18 protein-coding genes are annotated in these 19,567 nt (G+C 68.0%); 11 read left to right on the top strand and 7 right to left on the bottom strand.

The features are described 5' to 3' along the window. Positions 1 to 9: 9 nt before the first annotated feature. The gene (locus tag EAH73_RS04500) at positions 10 to 1,251 is read right to left on the bottom strand and encodes a carboxypeptidase-like regulatory domain-containing protein (protein WP_140465326.1); all 1,242 of its coding nucleotides are present in this window, start codon (positions 1,249 to 1,251) and stop codon (positions 10 to 12) included. Positions 1,252 to 1,395: 144 nt separating this feature from the next. Here EAH73_RS04500 and EAH73_RS04495 point away from each other — a divergent pair, with 144 nt between their 5' ends. Beyond that, complete coding sequence (locus tag EAH73_RS04495; RefSeq protein WP_140465325.1) at positions 1,396 to 3,891, top strand: MG2 domain-containing protein; 2,496 nt, start codon at positions 1,396 to 1,398, stop codon at positions 3,889 to 3,891. 12 nt (positions 3,892 to 3,903) lie between these two features. Here the strand turns inward: EAH73_RS04495 and EAH73_RS04490 are convergent, their stop codons facing one another. The 3 genes from EAH73_RS04490 to EAH73_RS04480 form a co-directional block, all read right to left on the bottom strand. Next, positions 3,904 to 4,353, bottom strand: a complete 450-nt coding sequence (locus EAH73_RS04490) for a hypothetical protein (protein WP_140465324.1) — start codon at positions 4,351 to 4,353, stop codon at positions 3,904 to 3,906. Positions 4,354 to 4,411: 58 nt separating this feature from the next. Further along, positions 4,412 to 5,083, bottom strand: coding sequence for a hypothetical protein (locus EAH73_RS04485; RefSeq protein ID WP_140465323.1), 672 nt, complete (start codon positions 5,081 to 5,083; stop codon positions 4,412 to 4,414). A 131-nt stretch (positions 5,084 to 5,214) separates the two neighbouring features. Next, a complete protein-coding gene (locus tag EAH73_RS04480; protein WP_140465322.1) occupies positions 5,215 to 6,201 on the bottom strand; it encodes a cation diffusion facilitator family transporter in 987 nt (328 codons plus the stop codon). Positions 6,202 to 6,354: 153 nt separating this feature from the next. Here EAH73_RS04480 and EAH73_RS04475 point away from each other — a divergent pair, with 153 nt between their 5' ends. The 3 genes from EAH73_RS04475 (at position 6,355) to EAH73_RS04465 (ending at position 11,500) form a co-directional block, all read left to right on the top strand. Next, positions 6,355 to 7,737, top strand: a complete 1,383-nt coding sequence (locus EAH73_RS04475; RefSeq protein WP_140465321.1) for an Nramp family divalent metal transporter — start codon at positions 6,355 to 6,357, stop codon at positions 7,735 to 7,737. A 264-nt stretch (positions 7,738 to 8,001) separates the two neighbouring features. Next, entirely contained in the window at positions 8,002 to 10,419 is a 2,418-nt protein-coding gene (locus EAH73_RS04470; RefSeq protein WP_240047142.1) for a TonB-dependent receptor, read from the top strand. A gap of 181 nt (positions 10,420 to 10,600) precedes the next feature. Then, positions 10,601 to 11,500: a transporter gene (locus tag EAH73_RS04465; RefSeq protein WP_140465319.1), complete on the top strand. Its 900-nt coding sequence runs from the start codon at positions 10,601 to 10,603 to the stop codon at positions 11,498 to 11,500. A 462-nt stretch (positions 11,501 to 11,962) separates the two neighbouring features. Here EAH73_RS04465 and EAH73_RS04460 read toward each other — a convergent pair whose 3' ends face one another. Together EAH73_RS04460 and EAH73_RS04455 are read right to left on the bottom strand one after the other, a co-directional pair. Further along, positions 11,963 to 12,226, bottom strand: coding sequence for a hypothetical protein (locus tag EAH73_RS04460; protein WP_140465318.1), 264 nt, complete (start codon positions 12,224 to 12,226; stop codon positions 11,963 to 11,965). Between the two features lie 56 nt (positions 12,227 to 12,282). Beyond that, entirely contained in the window at positions 12,283 to 12,567 is a 285-nt protein-coding gene (locus EAH73_RS04455; RefSeq protein WP_140465317.1) for a hypothetical protein, read from the bottom strand. A 141-nt stretch (positions 12,568 to 12,708) separates the two neighbouring features. On the opposite strand from EAH73_RS04455, the gene EAH73_RS04450 reads away from it, so the two are divergent. The 3 genes from EAH73_RS04450 to EAH73_RS04440 all read left to right on the top strand — a co-directional run bounded on the left by EAH73_RS04450 (position 12,709) and on the right by EAH73_RS04440 (position 14,340). Then, entirely contained in the window at positions 12,709 to 13,305 is a 597-nt protein-coding gene (locus EAH73_RS04450) for a thioredoxin family protein (RefSeq protein WP_140465316.1), read from the top strand. A gap of 98 nt (positions 13,306 to 13,403) precedes the next feature. Further along, a complete protein-coding gene (locus tag EAH73_RS04445; protein ID WP_140465315.1) occupies positions 13,404 to 13,766 on the top strand; it encodes a hypothetical protein in 363 nt (120 codons plus the stop codon). A gap of 4 nt (positions 13,767 to 13,770) precedes the next feature. Further along, positions 13,771 to 14,340, top strand: coding sequence for a helix-turn-helix domain-containing protein (locus tag EAH73_RS04440; protein ID WP_140465314.1), 570 nt, complete (start codon positions 13,771 to 13,773; stop codon positions 14,338 to 14,340). A 97-nt stretch (positions 14,341 to 14,437) separates the two neighbouring features. Here EAH73_RS04440 and EAH73_RS04435 read toward each other — a convergent pair whose 3' ends face one another. Further along, entirely contained in the window at positions 14,438 to 14,779 is a 342-nt protein-coding gene (locus EAH73_RS04435; RefSeq protein WP_140465313.1) for a four-helix bundle copper-binding protein, read from the bottom strand. A 201-nt stretch (positions 14,780 to 14,980) separates the two neighbouring features. On the opposite strand from EAH73_RS04435, the gene EAH73_RS04430 reads away from it, so the two are divergent. The 4 genes from EAH73_RS04430 to EAH73_RS04415 all read left to right on the top strand — a co-directional run. Beyond that, positions 14,981 to 16,528, top strand: coding sequence for a hypothetical protein (locus EAH73_RS04430; RefSeq protein WP_193560181.1), 1,548 nt, complete (start codon positions 14,981 to 14,983; stop codon positions 16,526 to 16,528). A gap of 85 nt (positions 16,529 to 16,613) precedes the next feature. Then, complete coding sequence (locus EAH73_RS04425) at positions 16,614 to 18,809, top strand: B12-binding domain-containing radical SAM protein (RefSeq protein WP_140465312.1); 2,196 nt, start codon at positions 16,614 to 16,616, stop codon at positions 18,807 to 18,809. 44 nt (positions 18,810 to 18,853) lie between these two features. After that, positions 18,854 to 19,108 carry a hypothetical protein gene (locus EAH73_RS04420; protein WP_140465311.1) on the top strand — a complete coding sequence of 85 codons (255 nt, stop codon included), beginning with the start codon at positions 18,854 to 18,856 and terminating at the stop codon, positions 19,106 to 19,108. Positions 19,109 to 19,327: 219 nt separating this feature from the next. After that, positions 19,328 to 19,567: hypothetical protein (locus EAH73_RS04415; protein ID WP_140465310.1), on the top strand; the 240-nt coding region annotated here is incomplete at its 3' end.

Raw genomic sequence — 19,567 nt, 5'->3', positions numbered from 1 at the left:
GGCCCCGGCTCACTTCACCAGATTGGGCGCGTAGTCGAGGGGCAGGTTTTCGCCTACTTTTTCGAAGCTCCAGTAGCCGTCCACCTTCACGCTCAGCGGGTTGGCAAGGTAGCCGTTGGGCAGGATGAGCGCCGGGGGCCCCAGCAGCCGCAGCTCCGACACTTCCAGGATGGGGTCGTAGGGGGCCCGGCCCAGGGCCGTTTCGTTTTTGGCGCCCTGCCAGCGGGCCCCAGCGGCGTCCAGCTGGCTGTTGCGGCGGGCCACCGCCACATCGGTCGCGTACAGGGCGTCGGGCTGCTCGCCCTGGTACGTCACCTGCACGGCATCGGCAAACTGGAGCCGGCCGCTGGGGGCCCCGGGCGCGGCCGACGCGCACAGCTGCGCCGCGGCCAGCGGGGCCTTGTACACGCGCGCCAGCAGGCCCGGCTCGGGCACAAATACCGCCGCAAGCGAGTCGCCGGCCGCGGCCACGTGCTCCTGCGCCTGCGCCGACTTGGGCTCCACGACCATTGCCTGCACCAGGAAGCCTTCTTCTGCCAAGTGGCCCTCGCGCACGCTGCGCAGGAAGTGCGGCAGCGAGCCGGCGTAGGCTTTGCGGCGGTTTTCGTCCCAGCGGCGGCGCTTTTTGGCGTCGGCAGTGGGCAGGGCCTCAAACGCGGGCGCGGCCACAAACACGCAGCGGCTGGCGTTGTAGAGGATTTTGAAATCGAAGTTGTGGTACGTGATGCGGTAGCCCAGCGCCTGGTTGACGACGCGCACGCCGCGGGGCGCAGCCGCCGTCAGCTCGCGCCGCTGCTCGTCGTAGTACACCACCAGGTCCTGCGGGTTTTCGATGCGGCACTGCCGCGAAAAGGCGCTGCGGCCCAAGAACTGCTGGAGGAAGCGCTGGTAGTCGGCGGGGCGGTTTTTGGTGGCGTGCACCACCACTTCGTCGAGCTGCGTGGTGGCCGGCAGCACGTTGGCCGCCAGTGTGAGGGACTGCTGCAAGTCCACGGTTTTTTGGTAGAGCTGGTAGCCCACGTACGACACCATGACCTCGTAGTGCCCGCCCGGCACGCCGGCCAGCGCGAAGCGGCCCGTCGAGTCGGTGGTGGTGCCGAAGGTGGTGTTGGCCAGGAATACGCTGGCGTAGGCCAGCGGGCGCTGGGTGCGGGCGTCGCGCACCTGACCGTCCAGCACCAGCTGGGCCCGGGCGGGCAGGGCCCCCAGCGCGGCGGCCAGCAGCAAGAGGGCAACGGTAAAGAGGCGCATGGACAAGGCGGGCGGATGGGCAGTAAATGCGCATGCAGTTTACAACATTTCCGCAGGGCTGCCGGCGCCGGCGGGGGCCCCGGGGCGGGTAGCGGCGGGCAAATTGGCGGCCGCGTTTACCTTTAAGCCTCACCCGCTTCCGTCATGTTCCCGTCAACTTTTCGCCGCCGGCTCGCCGGGGCCGTGGCCGCCGCTGGCGCGCTGGCAGCCGCCGCGTTTCAGCTCCCCGCCGCCGACGCGTCGTTCCCGCACATCGTCAAAAGCCTGGCCGAGTTCTACGGCACGTCGCTGCCCGAAAAAGCTTACCTGCACCTCGACCGCCCGTTCTACGCCGCCGGCGAAACCGTGTGGTTCAAGGCCTACCTGGCCGAGGCCGATTCGCACCGCCCCGACACGCTCAGCAAGGTGCTGTACGTGGACCTGTTGTCGGCCCGGGGCGGCCTGGTGGCCAAGCGCACCCTGCGCCTGCGCGGCGGCCTGGCCCCCGGCGACCTCGCCCTACCCGACACGCTGCCCGCCGGCACCTACCAGCTGCGGGCCTACACCAGCTGGATGCGCAACGCCGGCGCGGCCTTTTTCTTCGCCCGCCCGCTGGTCGTGACCACCACCGCGGGGGCCCCAGCGGCCGACGCGGGGGCCCCGGGGCCCAAAATTGACGTGCAGTTTTTCCCCGAAGGCGGCAACCTGGTGGACGGGCTGGCGAGCGAGGTGGGCTTCCGGGCCGTGGACGGGCGCGGGCGCGGCGTGGCCGTGCAGGGCACCGTGCGCGACGGCCAGGGCCGGCCGGTGGCCAGCTTCGGCAGCCGGCACCTGGGCATGGGCGCTTTTCATTTCGCGCCCGCGCCGGGGCAGCGCTACCGGGCGGTGGTGGCGCTGCCGGGCGGCGGCCAAGCCGAGTACCCGCTGCCGGCCAGCCAGCCCACGGGCTACGCCATTGGGGTGAGCGAAACGGCCGACGATTTTGTGGTCGTCATCCGGCGGCGGCTGGCGGCCGGCGAGGACGCTGGGGGCCCCGCGCTGCTGCTGGCGCAGGTGCGCGGCCACGTGGCCTACGCCGCCCAGGCCCCGGTGGGCGGTGCGGCACCGGTGGTGGCCAAGCTGCCCAAGGCCAAATTTGCCCCCGGCCTGGCGCACATCACCTTGTTCGATGCGCAGGGCACGGCCCAGTGCGAGCGGCTGGTGCTGGTGCCCAACCCGCCCGGCGTGCGCCTGGTGCTCACGCCCGACCGGCCGGCCTACGCGCCGCGCACCGCCGTGCGCCTGCGCCTGGCCGCCACCGACGCCGCCGGCCAGCCCGTGGCGGGCGAGTTTTCGGTGGCCGTGGCGGCGGGCCCCGCCGGGCCGGAGGGCCCCAGCATCGTGTCGCACCTGCTATTAACGTCGGATCTGGCCGGCCCGGTGGAAGACCCGGGCTACTACTTCCGCGAGCCCCAAACGGCCGACACCCGCCAAGCGCTCAACAACTTGCTGCTGACGCAGGGCTGGCGGCGCTTCGTGTGGAAGGAGCTGCTGGCCGGGCAGCGGCCGGGCCGGGAATTTGCCCTGGAGCAGGGCCTGGGCGTGCGCGGCCAGCTGCTGGCGGCCACTGGCCAGCCGGCCGCCGCGCGCGCCGTGGACTACCTGCAAACCAACCCCACCCGCCAGGCCCAAACGCAAACCGATGCCAGCGGGCACTTCCAATTCCGGGGCCTCGGCGGGCTGGACACGGCGCACGTGCTGCTGCGGGCGCCGGTGGCCAAGGGCGAGCGGCCCTACACGCTGCGCCTGCTGGCCCCCCCGCCCGCCGGGGCCCCGCTGCCCACCGCGCCGCTGGCCGCCCAGCTGCCCCCGGGGGCCCTGGCCGACTATGCCCGCCGCGCCCAGCAGCAGCGCGCCCTGGCCCTGCGCGCGCCCATTGCCGCGGGCCAGCCGGTGGCGCTGGACGCCGTGCGCGTGCGCGGCCAGCGGGCCCCGGCCGACGGTGCCGCCCGCCCCTACTCCAACCGCAACGCCGTGGTGCTGCGCGTGGGCGACTTGGCTAGAAACGCCGAGAGCCGCACGCTGATTCAGTACCTGCAAGGGCGCGTGGCGGGCGTGGCCGTGTCGGGCCAAAGCATCAACATCCGCCAAAGCGCCACCTTGCAGGACCAGTCCACGGGCGGGTTTGGCCTGGTGCAGCCGCTGTTTTTGATTGACGGGGCCATTGTGCCGGCCGACTTTTTTGCGTCGTACCCGCTGCGCGACGTTGAAACCATCGACGTGCTGAACCAGAGCGCGGCGGCCATGTTCGGCAGCCAGGCCTACGGGGGCGTCATTGCCGCCTACACGCGCCAGGCCGCCCCGCCGCTCGACGCGGACCCGCAGGTGCAATTTGCCGCCGCCCGCGCCGGTGTGCTTTCGGCCCAAGTGCCGGGCTACTACCGCGCCCGCGAGTTCTACGCCCCGCGCTACGAGGCCCCCAGTGCGCAGCCCGACCCGCGCTACACCACCCTCTACTGGGCCCCCGCCGTGCGCACCGACGCCAGCGGCCAGGCCCAGCTCTCCTTCTTCACCGCCGACGCCAGCGGCCCGTTCCAAATAGTGGCCGAGGGGCTGAGTGCGCAGGGCACGCCGATGCGCGGCAGCGCGGTGCTGGTGGTGCAAGGGGCCCCCGGCAAGTAAGTGGCCGGGGCCCTACGATAGCAGCCGGGCCTGGTGGGCGGCGTTGAGGAGGGCGGGCGCATTTTTGAGGGTGGCCAGCGCCATTTCCTTGGCGGCCTGCTTTAGCTCGTCGGGGCTGATGTCGCGGGTTTCCTCGCGCACCAAGTAGGCCAGGGTTTGGAAGGCGTGGGCCAGGGCCCGGCGGCGCGGCCGCTCGGCCTGCAACTCCTTGCGCACCAAGGCCAGGTGCACCTGAATGCGCTTGCGCCGCACACGAAACACCGATTCCTGCGCCGCGGCGGGCTGCACGGCGTCGAGCAAAGCCACCAGCGGCAGCAGCTTGGTGGCCGTGGTGGCCGCTGCCCCGGCCAGGCGCTGGCGCCGGCCGGGGGCGGCCGCTGCGGCGGGCGCCAGGCCGATGAGGGCGGCGGCGGGGGCCCCATCCCCGGCGGGTTCGTGGTGGTCGTCTGGCGTGCTGGCCATAATGAAAAGTAGGGTGCGCCGGCCAAGGTAAGGGCGCAGCGCCGGGGCCCCTGGCTGCTCAGAAGCGGCGGGCCAGCGTGAGGGTTTCGGAAGGCACGTCGGTTACGCCGCCGCTGCCCTTTTGCTGGGCTACCCGCAGGCCCACCAGCCAGCGCTGCTGGGGCCCCAGGGCCACGTCCAGGTTCAGCGAGGCCAAGTAGCCGCCGTAGACCTTTTGTTCCGAGAGCAGCTGGTACGCCACCACGTTGCCGTCCAGCAAGCTTGCCGAATTGAAACCGTTGAGTTTGTAGTAGCCCGCGAAGCCGCCGGCTCCCACCGCAAAGCGCACCCGCTTGGCGTTGCCAAAGGGGTAGAACAACGCTTCAACTTCCGCGTGGCCGGATTTGTAGTTCTGGTTCGGCAGTTGGTAGATCCAGGGCCCGTAGGGGCCCGAGTCCGAAGGCGTGCCGACCACGCCCACCAAGCGCCCGGCCAGGCCTATTTTGCGCGTCAGCATCGGGGCGTACTCCAGCGCGATGCGGGTGCAGCGGTAGTGCTTATACGAATCGAACGTCGTGCCGACGCCGAGGCGCAGGTAGGCCACCTGGAAGGGCCGCGCCGAAGCGGGCGCGGCGGACGCGGCCGGGGCGGCTTCCAGCGGCGTGGCGCGTTCGGTTTGGGCCAGGGCCCCGGGGGCATGGGCCAGCGCCAATAGCACAACGGGGAGGGCAGCGTAAAGGTGGGTTTTCATAGAGCAGTGGAAAGGGAGGTTATAGCACAAGAGCCGGGGGTGACCGGCCGGGTTGCAAACCTACCGTAAAGGATTGGCCTTTACCTCCGTCCCGGCCTGACAACCGACAACGAACAACTGACAACCAGCCGCTACAGCCGGTGGCGCTCGTTGCGCACGGCGTTGTGCAGGTCCCACACCACTTCGTGCTCGAAGGGGTGCACACGCACCGGGCAGTCGGGCATGCAGCAGAGCGAGCAGGCGGCAAACGTGCACGGGTCGGCATGCACGAACATCTCCACTTCCACCGCAAACTTCTCGCGGATCAGCTCCTCGATGTCGTGCAGCTCGGTGTGCACGTGCTCCAGGCTGAAGTAGTAGGGCATCTGCATGTGGCAGTCGATGTGCAGGTTGGCGCCGTAGCGCTGCACGCGCAGGTTGTGCACGTCGATCCAGGGGGCCCGGCGGTGGGCCTGCAGCTCGGCGATAACCTCCGTGACGACGGCCGTGTCGGTTTCGTCCATCAGGCCCGCCACCGAGCGGCCCACCATGCGCCCGCCGTTCACCAGAATGAAGCCGCCCAGCAGCAGCGCCGCCCCGCCGTCGATGCGCTCGATGCCGGTGGCCGCCACCAGCAGCAGGGCCCCCGACGACACGATGGACGTGAGGGCATCAATGTACAGGTGCTGGCCGTCGCCCACCAGGGCCACCGAATTCAGGGCCTTTCCCTGGCGCACCAGGTACAGGCCCAGGCCCAGGTTGGCCACCGCCGTAATGGCCAGCAGCCCCACGCCCCAGCTGGGCCGGGCCACCGCGTGCGGGTGCAGCAGGCTTCCCGTGGCCGAGTACAGGATGTAGGCCCCGGCAATGAAAATCAGGGCCCCCTCGAAGCCCACCGACAGGTGCTCGATTTTGCCGTGGCCGTAGGGGTGGTTCTCGTCTTTGGGCAGGCCGGCCAGGTACAGGCTGTACAGGGCAAAGCCGCTGGTGAAGATGTTGATGATGCTCTCCAGGGCATCCGTCAGCACCACTTGCGAGCGGGTGAGGTGGTAGGCGTAGAATTTGATGGCCACCAGGGCCACGCTCACCACGAGGGAAAGCAGGCCGAGGCGGGTTTTGGTTTGGGCCAGCGCAGTCATATTGAAAAGCAAAACGGGCCGACAAAGGTCGGGCCCCCGGGGCCCCCGGCCGCTGGTGGGCCCGCAACTTTTCCCTGGATTTCGCGTATTTTAGGGCGTTTAAAATTAATTTTTAGACTAGTCTAAATTTTTACTCTACCTTTGTAGTGTACTATGACTGAGTTTACTCCCGCCACTGCTGTGCCTACTGAATCCCCCACCGTCGCCAATCCGGCCGAGGCCGGCTGGCGCCACGCCCGCCGCGCCAACTCGCTGAGCGAGGTGCACGGCAGCATTGCCGTGCCCGGCGCGGGGGCCTCGTTTTGGCGGAAGCTGCGGGCCTACTGGGGCCCCGGCCTGCTGGTGGCCGTGGGCTACATGGACCCCGGCAACTGGGCCACCGACCTGGCCGGCGGCGCCCGCTACGGCTACACGCTGCTGAGCGTGGTGTTGGTTTCCAGCCTGTTTGCCATGTTTTTGCAGCACCTGGCCGCCAAGCTGGGCATCGTGACGGGCCGCGACCTGGCCCAGGCCTGCCGCGACCACTACTCGCGCCCGGTGAGCCTGGCGCTGTGGGCGATGTGCGAAGTTGCCATCGCCGCCTGCGACCTGGCCGAGGTCATCGGCTCGGCCATTGCGCTCAACCTGCTCTTTGGGCTGCCGCTGGCCTGGGGCGTCGTCCTCACCACGCTCGACGTGCTGGTGGTGCTGTTTTTCCAGCACAAGGGGTTTCGGCTCATCGAAAGCCTGGTTGGGGGCCTTATTCTCCTGATTTTTTTCTGCTTCCTCTACGAAATCGTGGCCTCGCAGCCCGACTGGCGGGCCCTGGCCGGCGGCCTGCTGCCCCGCCCCGAGGTGGTGATGAACCCCGGCATGCTCTACGTGGCCATCGGCATCCTGGGGGCCACCGTGATGCCCCACAACCTGTACCTGCACTCCAGCATCGTGCAAACCCGGGCCTTCGGGCAGGACGAGACGGCCAAGCGCTCGGCCATTAAGTTCTCCACCATCGACTCGACGGTGGCGCTGTTCCTGGCCTTTTTCGTGAACGCGGCCATCCTCGTCACGGCCGCCGCCGCTTTCCACGGCAAGGGCCACGACAGCGTGGCCGACATTGCCGATGCGCACAAGCTGCTCACGCCGGTGCTGGGCGCGGGCGCGGCCTCGGCCCTGTTTGCCGTGGCGCTGCTGGCCTCGGGCCAGAACTCGACGCTGACCGGCACGCTGGCCGGCCAGATTGTGATGGAAGGCTTCCTGGATTTGAAGCTCAAGCCCTGGGTGCGGCGGCTGATTACGCGGCTCATTGCGGTGGTGCCGGCCTTGGTGGTCACCATCTTGTACGGCGAGCGGGGCACCGGGCAGCTGCTGGTGCTCAGCCAGGTTATCCTGTCGCTGCAGCTCAGCTTCGCGGTGGTGCCGCTGGTGCTTTTCACCGGCGACAAGCTGAAAATGGGCGTGTTTGCCAACCGCCCCGGCGTGCAAGTGGCCGCCTGGGCCGTATCGGCCATCATCATCGTGCTGAACGTGTACCTGCTCTGGCAAACCGTGGTGGGCTAGGGCCCTAGGGCGGCTGACTTGCCATCGGCCGCCCGCTAGTTTTTGCGCCGCTGCATCGTTTCCAAAAACCCCGGGGGCCCCACGGTTGCCCGGTAACTGGTAAAAAAGCTGGCTGCCCCGGGGCCCTAATTGCTCCGCGGCGGCCATCCACTCTCCTACCGAAACCTTCCCCTGCCCCGCGGCGGGCCGGCTTCGTCGTGCCTTTTAATATCCAAGAAGATATTTATGAAGATACTTATTCTCGCCCTGCTTTTCATTTCTCAAATGGCTTTTGCCCAGAGTATTGAGCTAAACGGCACGGTGCGCGACGGCAGCCACCAGCCAGTGCCGTTTGCCGGGGTGGGCGTGGTGGGCACGGCCCTGGGGGCCACCGCCGACGCGGCCGGCCGCTACCAGCTGCGCGGGGTGCCGCCGGGGCCCCAGCGGCTGCGGGCCAGCGCCGTGGGCTTCGCACCCGCCGAGCGGGCGGTGGCCGGGGCCCCGGCGCAGGCCCTCGATTTCGTGCTGGTGGCCGCGCCCGCGGGCCTGGCCGAAGTGGTGGTGACGGGCGTGGGCCGGGCCACCGAAATCCGGCGCTCGCCGGTGCCCATCGCGGCCCTGTCGGGCCGGGAAATTCGCCTCAATGCCAACGCCAATGCCATTGATGCGGCGGTGCGCGGCATTCCGGGCCTGAGCGCCGTGACGACGGGCCCCAACATCAGCAAACCTTTTATCCGGGGGCTGGGCTACAACCGGGTACTCACCCTGTTCAACGGCCTGCGCCAGGAAGGGCAGCAGTGGGGCGACGAGCACGGCATTGAGGTGGACGGCTACGGCGTGGACCGCGTGGAGGTGGTGAAGGGCCCGGCCAGCCTGCTCTACGGCTCCGATGCCGTGGCCGGCGTGGTCAACCTCATCCCGGCCCTGCCCCGGGGCCCCGATGGCGAGCTGCACGGCGAGGCCCTGGCCGAGTACCAGGGCGTGAACGGCCTCGTCGGCAACTCGCTGGCTTTCAACTACCAAAAGCACGACTTGCAGGCCAGCCTGCGCGGCAGCCGCCGCCAGGCCCACGACTACCGCAACCCCGTGGATGGCCTGGTGTACAACACCGGCTTCCGGGAGGTGCAGCTGACCGGCATGGTGGGCGTGCAGAAGCAGCGGGGCGGCGCGCACCTCTGGCTCACGGCCTACGACGACCGCCAGGAAATCCCCGACGGCAGCCGCGACTCGCTGAGCCGGCGCTTCACCCGCCAAGTATTCGAGGCCGACCGGGACGACATCAAGGACCGGCCGGTGGTGAGCGCCCACGACCTCAACAGCTACGGCATCAGCAGCTTGCGCCAGCGCATCCAGCACTACCGGGCCTTTGGCACCACCGAGGTGCGCCTGGGGCCCGGCGAGCTGCGCCTGCTGCTGGGCGTGCAGCAAAACCACCGCCAGGAGTTCAACCACCCCACCGCCGCTGCCCAGCCGGGCCTCGACCTGCGCCTGACCACCCTGAACTACCAGGCCCGCTACCTTTTCGATGCCTGGCGCGGCTACGAGTTCACGGCGGGGGCCAACGGCATGAGCCAGGACAACCAGCACCTCAACGCCACCGACTTTCCTATTCCGCCTTTCCGGCTCTTCGATTTGGGTGGCTTCGGGCTGGTGAAAAAGGCGTTTGGGGCCCTGGAGCTGACCGCCGGCCTGCGCTACGACACCCGCCGCGTGCACTGGGATGATTTTTACGTGGGCCCCAACCCGGCCAACGGCTTCGAGCAGGCCGTGGGGGCGGGCGCGCCGGGGGCCACCTTGCAGTTTGCCAGCTTCGGGCGCACCTACACCGGCGCGTCGGCCAGCCTGGGCGGCAGCTACGCCGTGGGCGCGCACCTGGTGCTGCGGGCCAACGTGGCACGCGGCTACCGGGCCCCTAATATTCCCGAAATCGGCTCGAACGGCCTCGACCCCGGCGCGCACATCATCTACCTGGGCAACCGCGATTTCGTGCCCGAGTTCAACGTGCAGGAAGACTTGGGCGTGCTCTGGAAATCGGCCGACTTCGAGGGCAGCGCGGAGGTGTTCTACAACCACGTCAACAACTTCATTTACCAGGCCCGGCAGTACGATGCCCAGGGCCAGCCGCTGCGCGACCCGGTGGGCAACTCTACCTACCAGTTTCAGCAAGCGGCGGCCGACCTCTACGGCGGCGAAGTGGCCTTTAATATTCATCCCCGCGCCCTGCCCTGGGCCAGCCTGCGCACCGGCGCGGCCCTGGTCATCGGCCTCAACCAAAACCCCGAGCTGCGCGCCCGCGTGGGCACGGCCGGCCACTACCTGCCCCTGATACCGGCCCCGTCGGCCCGCACCGAGCTGCGCCTCACCGCCCCCGAGCGGGCCGGTAGCCGCCTCACGGCCAGCTACCTGCGCGTTACGCTGGACGCCACGGGCCCCCAAAACCGCTTCTACGCCGTGGACGGGGCCGAAACCCGCACCCCTGGCTACGTGCTCACGGGCCTGGGCCTGGGCACCAGCCTGCGCACCCGCGGCGGCCGCGAAGCCGTGCAGCTGGTGCTGCAAGCCGACAACCTCTTTGACGTGGCCTACCAGGCCCACCTCAACCGCCTCAAGTACTTCGAGTACTACGCGGCTGCGCCCGGCGGCCGGGCGGGCATTTTCAGCCCCGGCCGCAACCTGAGCGCGAAGGTGGTGGTGCCGTTTTGATTGGGCTGCTGGCGCTTGGCCGTTAGTTGATGGCCTTCCGTTTGGGAAATGCCAGGGGCCCCGGAAGGCACCAAGGGCAACATTTAACCGGGCGCCAGGGCCCGCCCAGGGGCCCTAATCCGGCCGCGGGGGCGGGGGTTGCGTATGCGGGGCACCTTTTAATACCGTTTTAATCTACCCGATGAAACTACGCTACTTAGCCCTGGGCCTGGCGCTGGTGGGGGCCCGCCCGGCGGCCGCCCAAAAACAGGACGTGACCCACAAGACGAGCGGGGCCGAGAAGACGCTGATGAACGACACCATCGACGTGGACAAGAGCCGTTACACGCTCTTTAGGCCCACGCCGCGCAAATACATGCGCCCGATGGTGCCCGACCGCCCCGGCATCACCGAAAGCCCATACTCGGTGGATGCGGGCCATTTCCAGTACGAAACCGACGCCCTGCGCCTGCTCACGCGGCGCGAGGGCAGCGCCTACGGCCACGACTGGTACGTGAACCACGCGCTGGCCAAAATCGGCCTCACCAACCGCACCGATTTGCAGGTCGGCATCGATTCGTACACCGACACCCGCAACTACGACGACGCCGACCCCGGCCCGGGGCAGCTCTACCGCGGCTTCGGCGACGTGACGCTGCGCCTCAAGCACACCATTGCCGGCGACGACGACAGCCGTTGGGCCCTGGGCCTGATTGGCTACGTGACGCTGCCCACCGGGGGCCCCCGCGGCGACGGCGCCGTGGAGTACGGGGCGGTGCTGCCCGTGGTGTTTCAAATTACCAAGCCCTGGAGCATCGGCGGGCAGGTGGCCGCGCAGGTGTACTGGGACCGCGACGCGCAGGGCCGCTACCTCCAGCTCACGCCCACATTTACCACTGATTACCAGTTTAATAAGGTGATTCAGGCCTTCGTGGAGCTGGTGGGCTACTGGGACGTGCGCCAAGCGGCGTGGCGCAGCTCCATCAACGTGGGGCCCCAGCTCGACCTCAGCGACAGCGTGCAGCTGGACTTTGGCACCCACCTGCCCGTCACCCACGGCGTGGACCGCGAATACTTCCTGGGCCTGAGCTTCCGGCGCTGATGCAGTTTTGGTGGTTGGTTATGCAGCGTAATTCCGGCGTTAGCGTACGGTAGGGGCGGGGCTTGCCCCCGCCCGCCGGTTGCGCCACTCCAGCGGTTTCGTTCTACCACGGGCGGGGGCAAGCCCCGCCCCTACCGTACACCAGCCCCGCAGCTGCTGTAGGCAGGACTTGCGTGCGCGGAGCCCCGGCGGGGCGGCCCACCGGTAGTACGCCAGTGCCCCTGCGTGCTAAAGCCCCAGCGGGGCGACCCATCGCCTTGCTGGCCGTGTGGGTCGCCCCGCTGGGGCTTTAGTGCTATTGATCAAAAAATTACTACCGACGGATTGCCCCGCTGGGGCCCTGCGTGCGTGAGCTATTTTACTGAAAGACAGGGGCCCGGGTATTAATCAGCGTGGCCCGACGACTGAAAAGCCACCGGACCGCTTCGTTTTAGACCATCGCCCTGTTTTAGTCCCTCAGGGCTATTTGTCGGCTTTGCCGTCGTGGTTGCTGTCGGTGCGGGTGTCGGCGGCTTCGTAGCCTTGCTCCTGGGTGCCGGTTTTGGCGGGGCGGCGCAGGCCGGCCACGATGGAGTCGCCGCTGGGGTTGGCCTGGATGATTTCGCCGTGCTTGGGGCCGCTCTCCTCCACGTTGGTGGCACCATATTTTTTTTCGCCGCACGAGCTGACGCTAAGGCCGGTGGCCACGGCGGCAACCAGGAGGAGGGGACGGAAGAGGGTTTTCATACGGGTATTAAAAAACAAAAAAAGCCGGGGGTCCGGCGTGAAGAAGCAGCGCGGGGCTAGTGGTCGGCCTTGCCGTCGTGGTTGTGGTCGACGCGATTGTCGGCGTTTTCGTAGAGCTGCTCGCCGGTGGGCGGGGCGGAGGTATTGCGGTGCAGGCCGGCCACGGCCGAATCTTCGCCCATCCCAGCGGGGGGGGTGCCTTCGACGGGCATAAGGGGCTTGGCCGCGCCGTTCTCGACGTTGACGGCGCCGGGGGTGTCGGCGTTGCTGCTGCAGCTAGCCAGGGCCCCAGCGAAGGCTACGGCCAGCAGGACGGGGAGGGAACGCAGGCGATTTTTCATGGCAACGAAGGGCGTAGGGGATGGAAACGAACCGGCGACAACCTTCCGGCGCAAAGATAAACGCAACCTCCGGCCCCGGGTTTAGTTAACACCCCGGCCGCCGGTTATTTTGCCCGGCCGTTTCGCCCTTCTCTCCCGCTTATGTCCGCTTCTGCTGCTGCCGCCCTGCCGGCCCCCGCTTACACTTACGCCGAGTTCCGGGCCCTGGTGGGCACGCTGGCCGCCGAGCACCGCACCACCGGCCCCGACCAGGGCCCCGCCCTGGTGCGCTTCACCGAGCAAAACCAGCAGCACCTCGACCGGGCCTACGCCCTGCCCCTGCTGCCCGCGCTGGTGGACCGCCTGCGCCACCTCGACGCCCCCCAGCGCTGGCTGGTGCTGGCCGAGGCCTGGTGCGGCGACACCGCCCACGAGCTGCCCCTGCTGGCCCACCTGGCCGAGGGCAGCGGCGGCCGCGTGGCCCTGCACGTGATGCTGCGCTCCGAGCACCCCGGCTTTATGGCCGCCCACCAAACCAACGGCAAAAACAGCATCCCCAAGCTGGTGATGCAGGACGCGGCCACCGGCGCCACCGTGGCCGAGTGGGGCCCCCGCCCCGCCGAAGCCCAGGAGCTGGCCCACCGCCTGCACACCGACCCCGAGCAGCACACCGCCGCCATCGTGCGCCAGATGAACGAGTGGTACACCAACGACCAGGGCCAATCGTTGCAGCGCGAGCTGCTGGCGGTGCTGGCGTAGCGGTGGGCACTATTCCGGGGCCCGGGCGCGTTGTAGCGGCCCGGCCCGCGGGGCGCTTATAAATTTCCGTGTAATTTCACCTGTCCAATCCGCCCCTAATGCCCCAGCTCCCGCGCCTGCGCTTTGCCCGTTTCCTGGCCCCCGGGCCGTGGCGGCGGGTGGGTGCGCTGGCCGCCGCCAGCCTCGTGCTGGCCCTGGCGCTGATAGGCTACGTGTTCGGGGCCGATGGGCATTTTTTTGGGCGGCTGGCTCCGGCATTCTTCATCTTTTTCTGGCTCCTGGCGGTTACCTTTCTGGCCGTGGTACCGTTTGTAGGCTGGGCCACCGAGCATTGGTTTGGCCGGGGCTGGGCGGCGGCTTCGCCTGCCCCAGCGGCCCGGCGGCCCCGCCCAGCCCCGGCCCGGGGCCCTGTTCGTTCTGCATCTTCAACCGCCGCCGCAGGGCGGTCTTCAACTCGCTAGTTATATGTCCACGAACCTGCTATACATCAAAAACATGGTGTGCCCGCGTTGCGTTGAAGCTGTGCACACCCTGCTGGAGCGTGCCGGTTACAAGACCAAGGCCGTAACGCTGGGCACCGCCGAGCTCGACGCCACCACCCCCGTGGACCCCGAAACCGTGGCCCCGCTGCTCGAAGCCGCCGGCTTTGAGCTGCTGCGCGGCCGCGCCGAGCAGCTCACCGAGCAAATCAAGACCCTGCTCGCCGACTACCTCGACCACCTGCGCACGGCCCGCTCGCCGCTCACCACCTCGGCCTTCCTCACCGAGCGCCTGGCCGCCACCTACTCGCACCTGAGCAAGGTGTTTTCGCGCACCGCCCACCTCACCATCGAGAAGTACCTCATCCGCCTCAAAATTGAGCACGTGAAGGAGCTGCTCAGCTACGGCGAACTGACCCTGAACCAGATTGCCGACCAGATGCGCTACAGCTCGGGCCAGCACCTGAGCAACCAGTTCCGCCAAGTAACGGGCCACTCGGTGAGCGAATTCCGCCGCCAGTCGCTGCCCGCCCGCCTCTCGCTCGACTCGCTGTAAGGCGTCAGTGCTATACTTATAAAAAGGGGCCCCTACCGATTGGTAAGGGCCCCTTTTTTGCTTGAAATCGGTAGCGCGACCGACGAAGCCCGGCGGGCTAGCTATACGATTTGCAGGCTTCCAGGCAGGCTTTGCAGGCGGCGGCGCATTCCTGGCAGTGCTGGTGCTCGTGCTGGGCGCACTCATCGTGGCACTTCTGGCAAATTTCGATGCACTCCTTAAGCACGTGCTTGGCGTGGTCGGAGCCGCGGGCGATGAAGGCGGCGGTGAGGCGGCAGATGTCGGCGCAGTCGCGGTCGAGGCGGATGCAGGGCACCATCATCTGGATGTTGTCCTCGCCGAGGCAGGCGGTGGCGCAGTGCTCACAGGCCGCTACGCAGCGGGCGAGGGCATCGAGCACATCTTGGTGGGCGGGGCGGGGGGCAGTGGAAATAGCCATGGGCGGGGGATGAGAAAGGATTGAACAAAAAGCGGAGGGGTACCACCTAGGCTGGTTTACGGGGCCGCGGCCGCCGCGGCCGTGCAGCATTTGGCCCAAACCCAACACCATTCGGGCGGGCCCCAAAATCGTGGAGGGCCCCAAGCCGAATTGTGTTGGCCCGCGTGAAAACCGGGTGAGGAGAACGGGCGTTCTACTGCCATGAATACTTCGACGCTTTTCGCTGCTGCTCCCGTCCGCGCCGCGGCCCTGTTGCTGCTCGCCACCGGCCTGCTGGGGACCCCCGCCCGCGCCCAAACCACCATGCCGGGCATGAACATGCCCGCGCCCGCCGACACCACCCGCCCCAAAAAACCGACGGAACCCATGAGCGGCATGGACCACGCGGGCATGAACCACATGGGCATGGGCGGCACCGACGGCGGCCACACCATGTCGGCCGCTACCTCGCGCAACCTGCCCATGAGCCGCAACGGCTCGGCCACCAGCTGGCAGCCCGACGCCACGCCCATGTACATGTGGATGACGCACAAGGGCCCCTGGATGGTGATGGCCCACGGCCAGGCCTACGGCCGCTACACCAGCCAAAACTTCAACCACCGCGGCGGGGGCATAAACCCCGCCACCGGCCGCGGCCACGCCAACGCCGTGGACGGCCCCAACTGGGGCATGGCCATGGCCCAGCGCAACGTGGGGGCCCACGGCCTGCTCAACCTCACGCTGATGATGTCGCTGGATGCGCTGACGGAAACCCGCGGCGGCTACCCGCTGCTGTTCCAAACCGGCGAGAGCTACAAGGGCCAGCCGCTCATCGACAAGCAGCACCCGCACGACCTGTTTTCGGGCCTGAGCGTGGGCTACGTGCACGCTGTTAATCAAGATGTTGATGTGAGCCTGTACCTGGGCTACCCCGGCGAGCCGGCCATCGGGCCGGTGGCGTTCATGCACCGCATTTCGGCCATGCCCAACCCCGACGCGCCCCTCTCCCACCACTGGACCGACGCCACGCACATCACCTTCGGGGTGGCCACGCTGGGCGTGCGCTACAAGCAGTTCAAGCTGGAAGGCAGCAACTTCACCGGCCGCGAGCCCGACCAATACCGCTTCGATTTCGACAAGCCCCGCGCCGACTCCTGGGCCGCGCGCCTGAACTGGAACCCCAGCCGCGAATTCGCTCTGCAAGTGAGCCGCGCCTTCATCAAAAGCCCCGAAGACCTGCACCCCGACGAAAACGTGACCCGCACCACGGCCAGCATTTTGCACAGCCACAGCCTGGGCGCCGACCGCCACTACATCACCTCGGCCCTGGTCTGGGGCATGAACGAGGGCCACGGCCCGCACCCCGAACACGCCGTGCTGGCCGAAACCAACCTCACCCTGGGCCGCCCCACGTTCTACGGCCGCTACGAGTTCGTGCAGAAAGACAGCGAGGAGCTGGACTTCTACGCCTCGGGGCCCAACGACCAGCTGGTGGCCAAGGTCTTCAACGTGCACGCCCTCACGCTGGGCGCCAGCTACCGCCTCGCCAGCCTGGGTGGCCCCCGGGGCCCCGAGGTGCACGTGGGCGGCCAGCTCACGGGCTACTTCATCCCCACCGATTTGCAGGGCCCCCAGTACGGCTTGGCCTACCGGGGCCCCGGCTACGGCCAGCTACCCCTCTCGGCCTCGGTGTACGTGCGCCTGAACGCGCCCTGGATGAGCATGGCCAGCATGATGGGCGGCAGCAAAAGGGGCGGCATGAAGATGTAGGGCCACCGCCCGCCCGCGCCCGCAAATCCCGCCCGACCTTTGCGGCCACTGAACCCGGGGCCCCTTGGCCGGGTTGAAGGCTACCGTGTCGCTCGCTGCTCCCAAAATCCTGCTCATCACCCCGCCGCTCACGCAGCTCAATACGCCGTACCCGGCCACGGCTTACATCAAGGGGTTTTTGAAGGGCCGCGGCTACGACGTGGCGCAGGCTGACCTGGGCTTGCAGCTCGTGCTGCGCCTGTTTTCGGTGGACGGCCTCAAGCGCGTGTTTGCCGAAATTGAGGCCGGCGATTTTGACCTCAGCGACAACGCCAAGCGCATGCTGCGGCTCCAAAACCGCTACCTGGCCACCATCGCGCCGGTCGTGCGCTTCTTGCAGAACAAGGACCTGACCCTGGCCCCGCGCATCTGCCACGGCCGCTTCCTGCCCGAAGCCAGCCGCTTCGACAACGTGGCCGACCTCGAAACCGCCTTCGGCACCATGGGCCTCACCGACCAGGCCCGCCACCTGGCCACGCTGTACTTGGAGGACTTGGCTGACCTCATCAAGGAAACCGTGGGGCCCCACTTCGGCTTCTCGCGCTACGCCGAAAAGCTGGCCCTCTCCGCCACCAGCTTCGAGCCGCTGCACCAAGCCCTGCAAGCGTCCGCCAACCTGCTGGATACCTTGCTGTTGGAAGAACTGGATGCGCTGCTGGCCCGCACGCAGCCCGACGTGGTGGGCTTCACCGTGCCCTTCCCCGGCAACCTCTACGGGGCCCTGCGCCTGGCGCGCCGCATCAAGGAAGTCAGCCCGCACACGAAAACCATCATGGGCGGCGGCTACCCCAACACCGAGCTGCGCACCATCAAGGAGCCGCGCTTTTTCGACTACATCGACCACCTCACCCTCGACGACGGCGAGGGGCCCTGGCTGCGCTTGTTCGATTATTGGGCCGGCAAAATTCCGCAAACCGAGCTGCAACGCACGTTTCTGCGCGACGAAGCCGGGCAGATTCAGTACGTCAACCACCCGCACCCCGACGTGCCGCACCCCGAAGTGGGCACGCCCGACTACTCCGATTTGCCGCTGCGCGACTACCTCTCGGTGCTCGAAGTGCTCAACCCCATGCACCGCCTCTGGAGCGACGGCCGCTGGAACAAGCTCACCGTGGCCCACGGCTGCTATTGGAAGCGCTGCTCGTTTTGCGACGTCACGCTCGACTACATCAGCCGCTACGAAACCGCGCCGGCCACCTTGCTCGTGGACCGCATCGAACAAATCATTGCCCAAACCGGCCAAACCGGCTTCCACTTCGTGGACGAGGCCGCCCCGCCCCTGGCCCTGCGCGACTTGGCCGTGGAGCTGCTCCGGCGCCGCGTGGCCATCACGTGGTGGGGAAACATCCGGTTCGAAAAAACCTTCTCGCCCGACCTCTGCCGGCTGCTGGCCGCCTCGGGCTGCATTGCCATCAGTGGGGGCCTGGAGGTGGCCTCCGACCGCCTGCTGGCGCTGATGGAGAAGGGCGTTACCCTCGCCCAGGTGGCGCGCGTCACCGACGGTTTCACCCAGGCCGGCATCATGGTGCACGCCTACCTCATGTACGGCTTCCCCACCCAAACCGCTCAAGAAACCATTGATTCTTTGGAAGTTGTGCGGCAGCTTTTCGCGGCCGGCGTGGTGCAGAGCGGCTACTGGCACCGCTTCTCGATGACGGCCCACTCGCCGGTGGGGAAGAACCCGGCCAAGTACCAAGTAGCCGCCGTGGGCCCCGAGCCCGCCGGCTTCGCCTGGAACGACCTCTGGCACGACGACCCGCTGGGCACCGACCACGAAGCCTTCGGCCCCGGCCTGGCCAAAAGCCTCTACAACTACCTCCACGGCGTGGCCCTCGACGAGCCGCTGGGCTTCTGGTTCGACTTCAAAACGCCCAAAACCACCACCCCGCGCCAACTGGTAGCCCAGGCCCTGCAAGCCCCCGAAAAGCCCGACTTCGCCAAGCAAAACCAGCGCCTGTTCTGGCTCGGCAACGCCCCCGAGCTGCGCGTGGAAGCCGGCAAAAAAGGCGCCCGCGCCGTGCTCACCTGCTACGAGCAAGCTGAGGATTTTGAGGTGAAAGCGCCCGAGGCGGCCGGCCGCTGGCTCCACGACTTGCTCGTGCGCCTAACCCACGACTACGACACCAAGCTGCTGCTCAAAGAAGCCGCCGCCACTTTCCCCGCCACCGCCGGCTCCTTCGAGGCCTTCCTCATCAGCCCCGCCTGGCAACTGCTGCGCGAAAAAGGCCTGCTGCTGCTGTAGCGCAGCNGCGCCTGTTCTGGCTCGGCAACGCCCCCGAGCTGCGCGTGGAAGCCGGCAAAAAAGGCGCCCGCGCCGTGCTCACCTGCTACGAGCAAGCTGAGGATTTTGAGGTGAAAGCGCCCGAGGCGGCCGGCCGCTGGCTCCACGACTTGCTCGTGCGCCTAACCCACGACTACGACACCAAGCTGCTGCTCAAAGAAGCCGCCGCCACTTTCCCCGCCACCGCCGGCTCCTTCGAGGCCTTCCTCATCAGCCCCGCCTGGCAACTGCTGCGCGAAAAAGGCCTGCTGCTGCTGTAGCGCAGCGTAGTGCGGACTTTAGCTGCGCTGACCTTCGGTTGCAGTCCGCGGCGTTCGCTTCGTCTTGCCAATTACTGGGCAGCGAATGTTCGCGGCGCTTGCTTCGCCCTGCCGATAACTGGGTAGCAACCGTTCAGAACTGCGGACTGCAACCGAAGGTCAGCGCAGCTAAAGTCCACACTACATCGTGCTACGGGCGCCGGGCCTAGCTTCGCACCCGTGTCGCGCCTCTCCAAAACCTTATCCGCCCTCGCCCGCCTGGCCCGCAACCCGTGGCTGCTAAACAGCGTGCTGGCCGCCGACACCGCCGCGTGGCAGCGGCAAGCCCTGGCGCACGCCACCCGCTGGAGCGTGGGGCCCCAGGGCCTGCCAGTAGTGCCGCTCCGCCACTTCCTCCCCCCCGGCGGCACCGATACCGCAGCTCCCTTTGCCTTCGAGGAGGGCGGCTCGCTGCCCACC

Origin of the sequence: Hymenobacter nivis (assembly GCF_006439025.1) — a bacterium.
In the GTDB taxonomy this organism is placed as follows: domain Bacteria; phylum Bacteroidota; class Bacteroidia; order Cytophagales; family Hymenobacteraceae; genus Hymenobacter; species Hymenobacter nivis_A.
Note: the sequence above shows the minus strand (reverse complement) of the source record. Positions and strands in the feature narration are given on the sequence as shown.

Excerpts from the sequence above, each read along its gene's own strand:
- EAH73_RS04440 (WP_140465314.1), top strand. The coding sequence starts at position 13,771 with ATGTCCACGAACCTGCTATACATCAAAAACATGGTGTGCCCGCGTTGC.
- EAH73_RS04470 (WP_240047142.1), top strand. The coding sequence starts at position 8,002 with ATGGCTTTTGCCCAGAGTATTGAGCTAAACGGCACGGTGCGCGACGGC.
- EAH73_RS04485 (WP_140465323.1), bottom strand. The coding sequence starts at position 5,083 with ATGAAAACCCACCTTTACGCTGCCCTCCCCGTTGTGCTATTGGCGCTG.
- EAH73_RS04465 (WP_140465319.1), top strand. The coding sequence starts at position 10,601 with ATGAAACTACGCTACTTAGCCCTGGGCCTGGCGCTGGTGGGGGCCCGC.
- EAH73_RS04490 (WP_140465324.1), bottom strand. The coding sequence starts at position 4,353 with ATGGCCAGCACGCCAGACGACCACCACGAACCCGCCGGGGATGGGGCC.
- EAH73_RS04450 (WP_140465316.1), top strand. The coding sequence starts at position 12,709 with ATGTCCGCTTCTGCTGCTGCCGCCCTGCCGGCCCCCGCTTACACTTAC.
- EAH73_RS04475 (WP_140465321.1), top strand. The coding sequence starts at position 6,355 with ATGACTGAGTTTACTCCCGCCACTGCTGTGCCTACTGAATCCCCCACC.
- EAH73_RS04435 (WP_140465313.1), bottom strand. The coding sequence starts at position 14,779 with ATGGCTATTTCCACTGCCCCCCGCCCCGCCCACCAAGATGTGCTCGAT.
- EAH73_RS04495 (WP_140465325.1), top strand. The coding sequence starts at position 1,396 with ATGTTCCCGTCAACTTTTCGCCGCCGGCTCGCCGGGGCCGTGGCCGCC.
- EAH73_RS04455 (WP_140465317.1), bottom strand. The coding sequence starts at position 12,567 with ATGAAAAATCGCCTGCGTTCCCTCCCCGTCCTGCTGGCCGTAGCCTTC.
- EAH73_RS04460 (WP_140465318.1), bottom strand. The coding sequence starts at position 12,226 with ATGAAAACCCTCTTCCGTCCCCTCCTCCTGGTTGCCGCCGTGGCCACC.
- EAH73_RS04430 (WP_193560181.1), top strand. The coding sequence starts at position 14,981 with ATGAATACTTCGACGCTTTTCGCTGCTGCTCCCGTCCGCGCCGCGGCC.
- EAH73_RS04480 (WP_140465322.1), bottom strand. The coding sequence starts at position 6,201 with ATGACTGCGCTGGCCCAAACCAAAACCCGCCTCGGCCTGCTTTCCCTC.
- EAH73_RS04445 (WP_140465315.1), top strand. The coding sequence starts at position 13,404 with ATGCCCCAGCTCCCGCGCCTGCGCTTTGCCCGTTTCCTGGCCCCCGGG.
- EAH73_RS04500 (WP_140465326.1), bottom strand. The coding sequence starts at position 1,251 with ATGCGCCTCTTTACCGTTGCCCTCTTGCTGCTGGCCGCCGCGCTGGGG.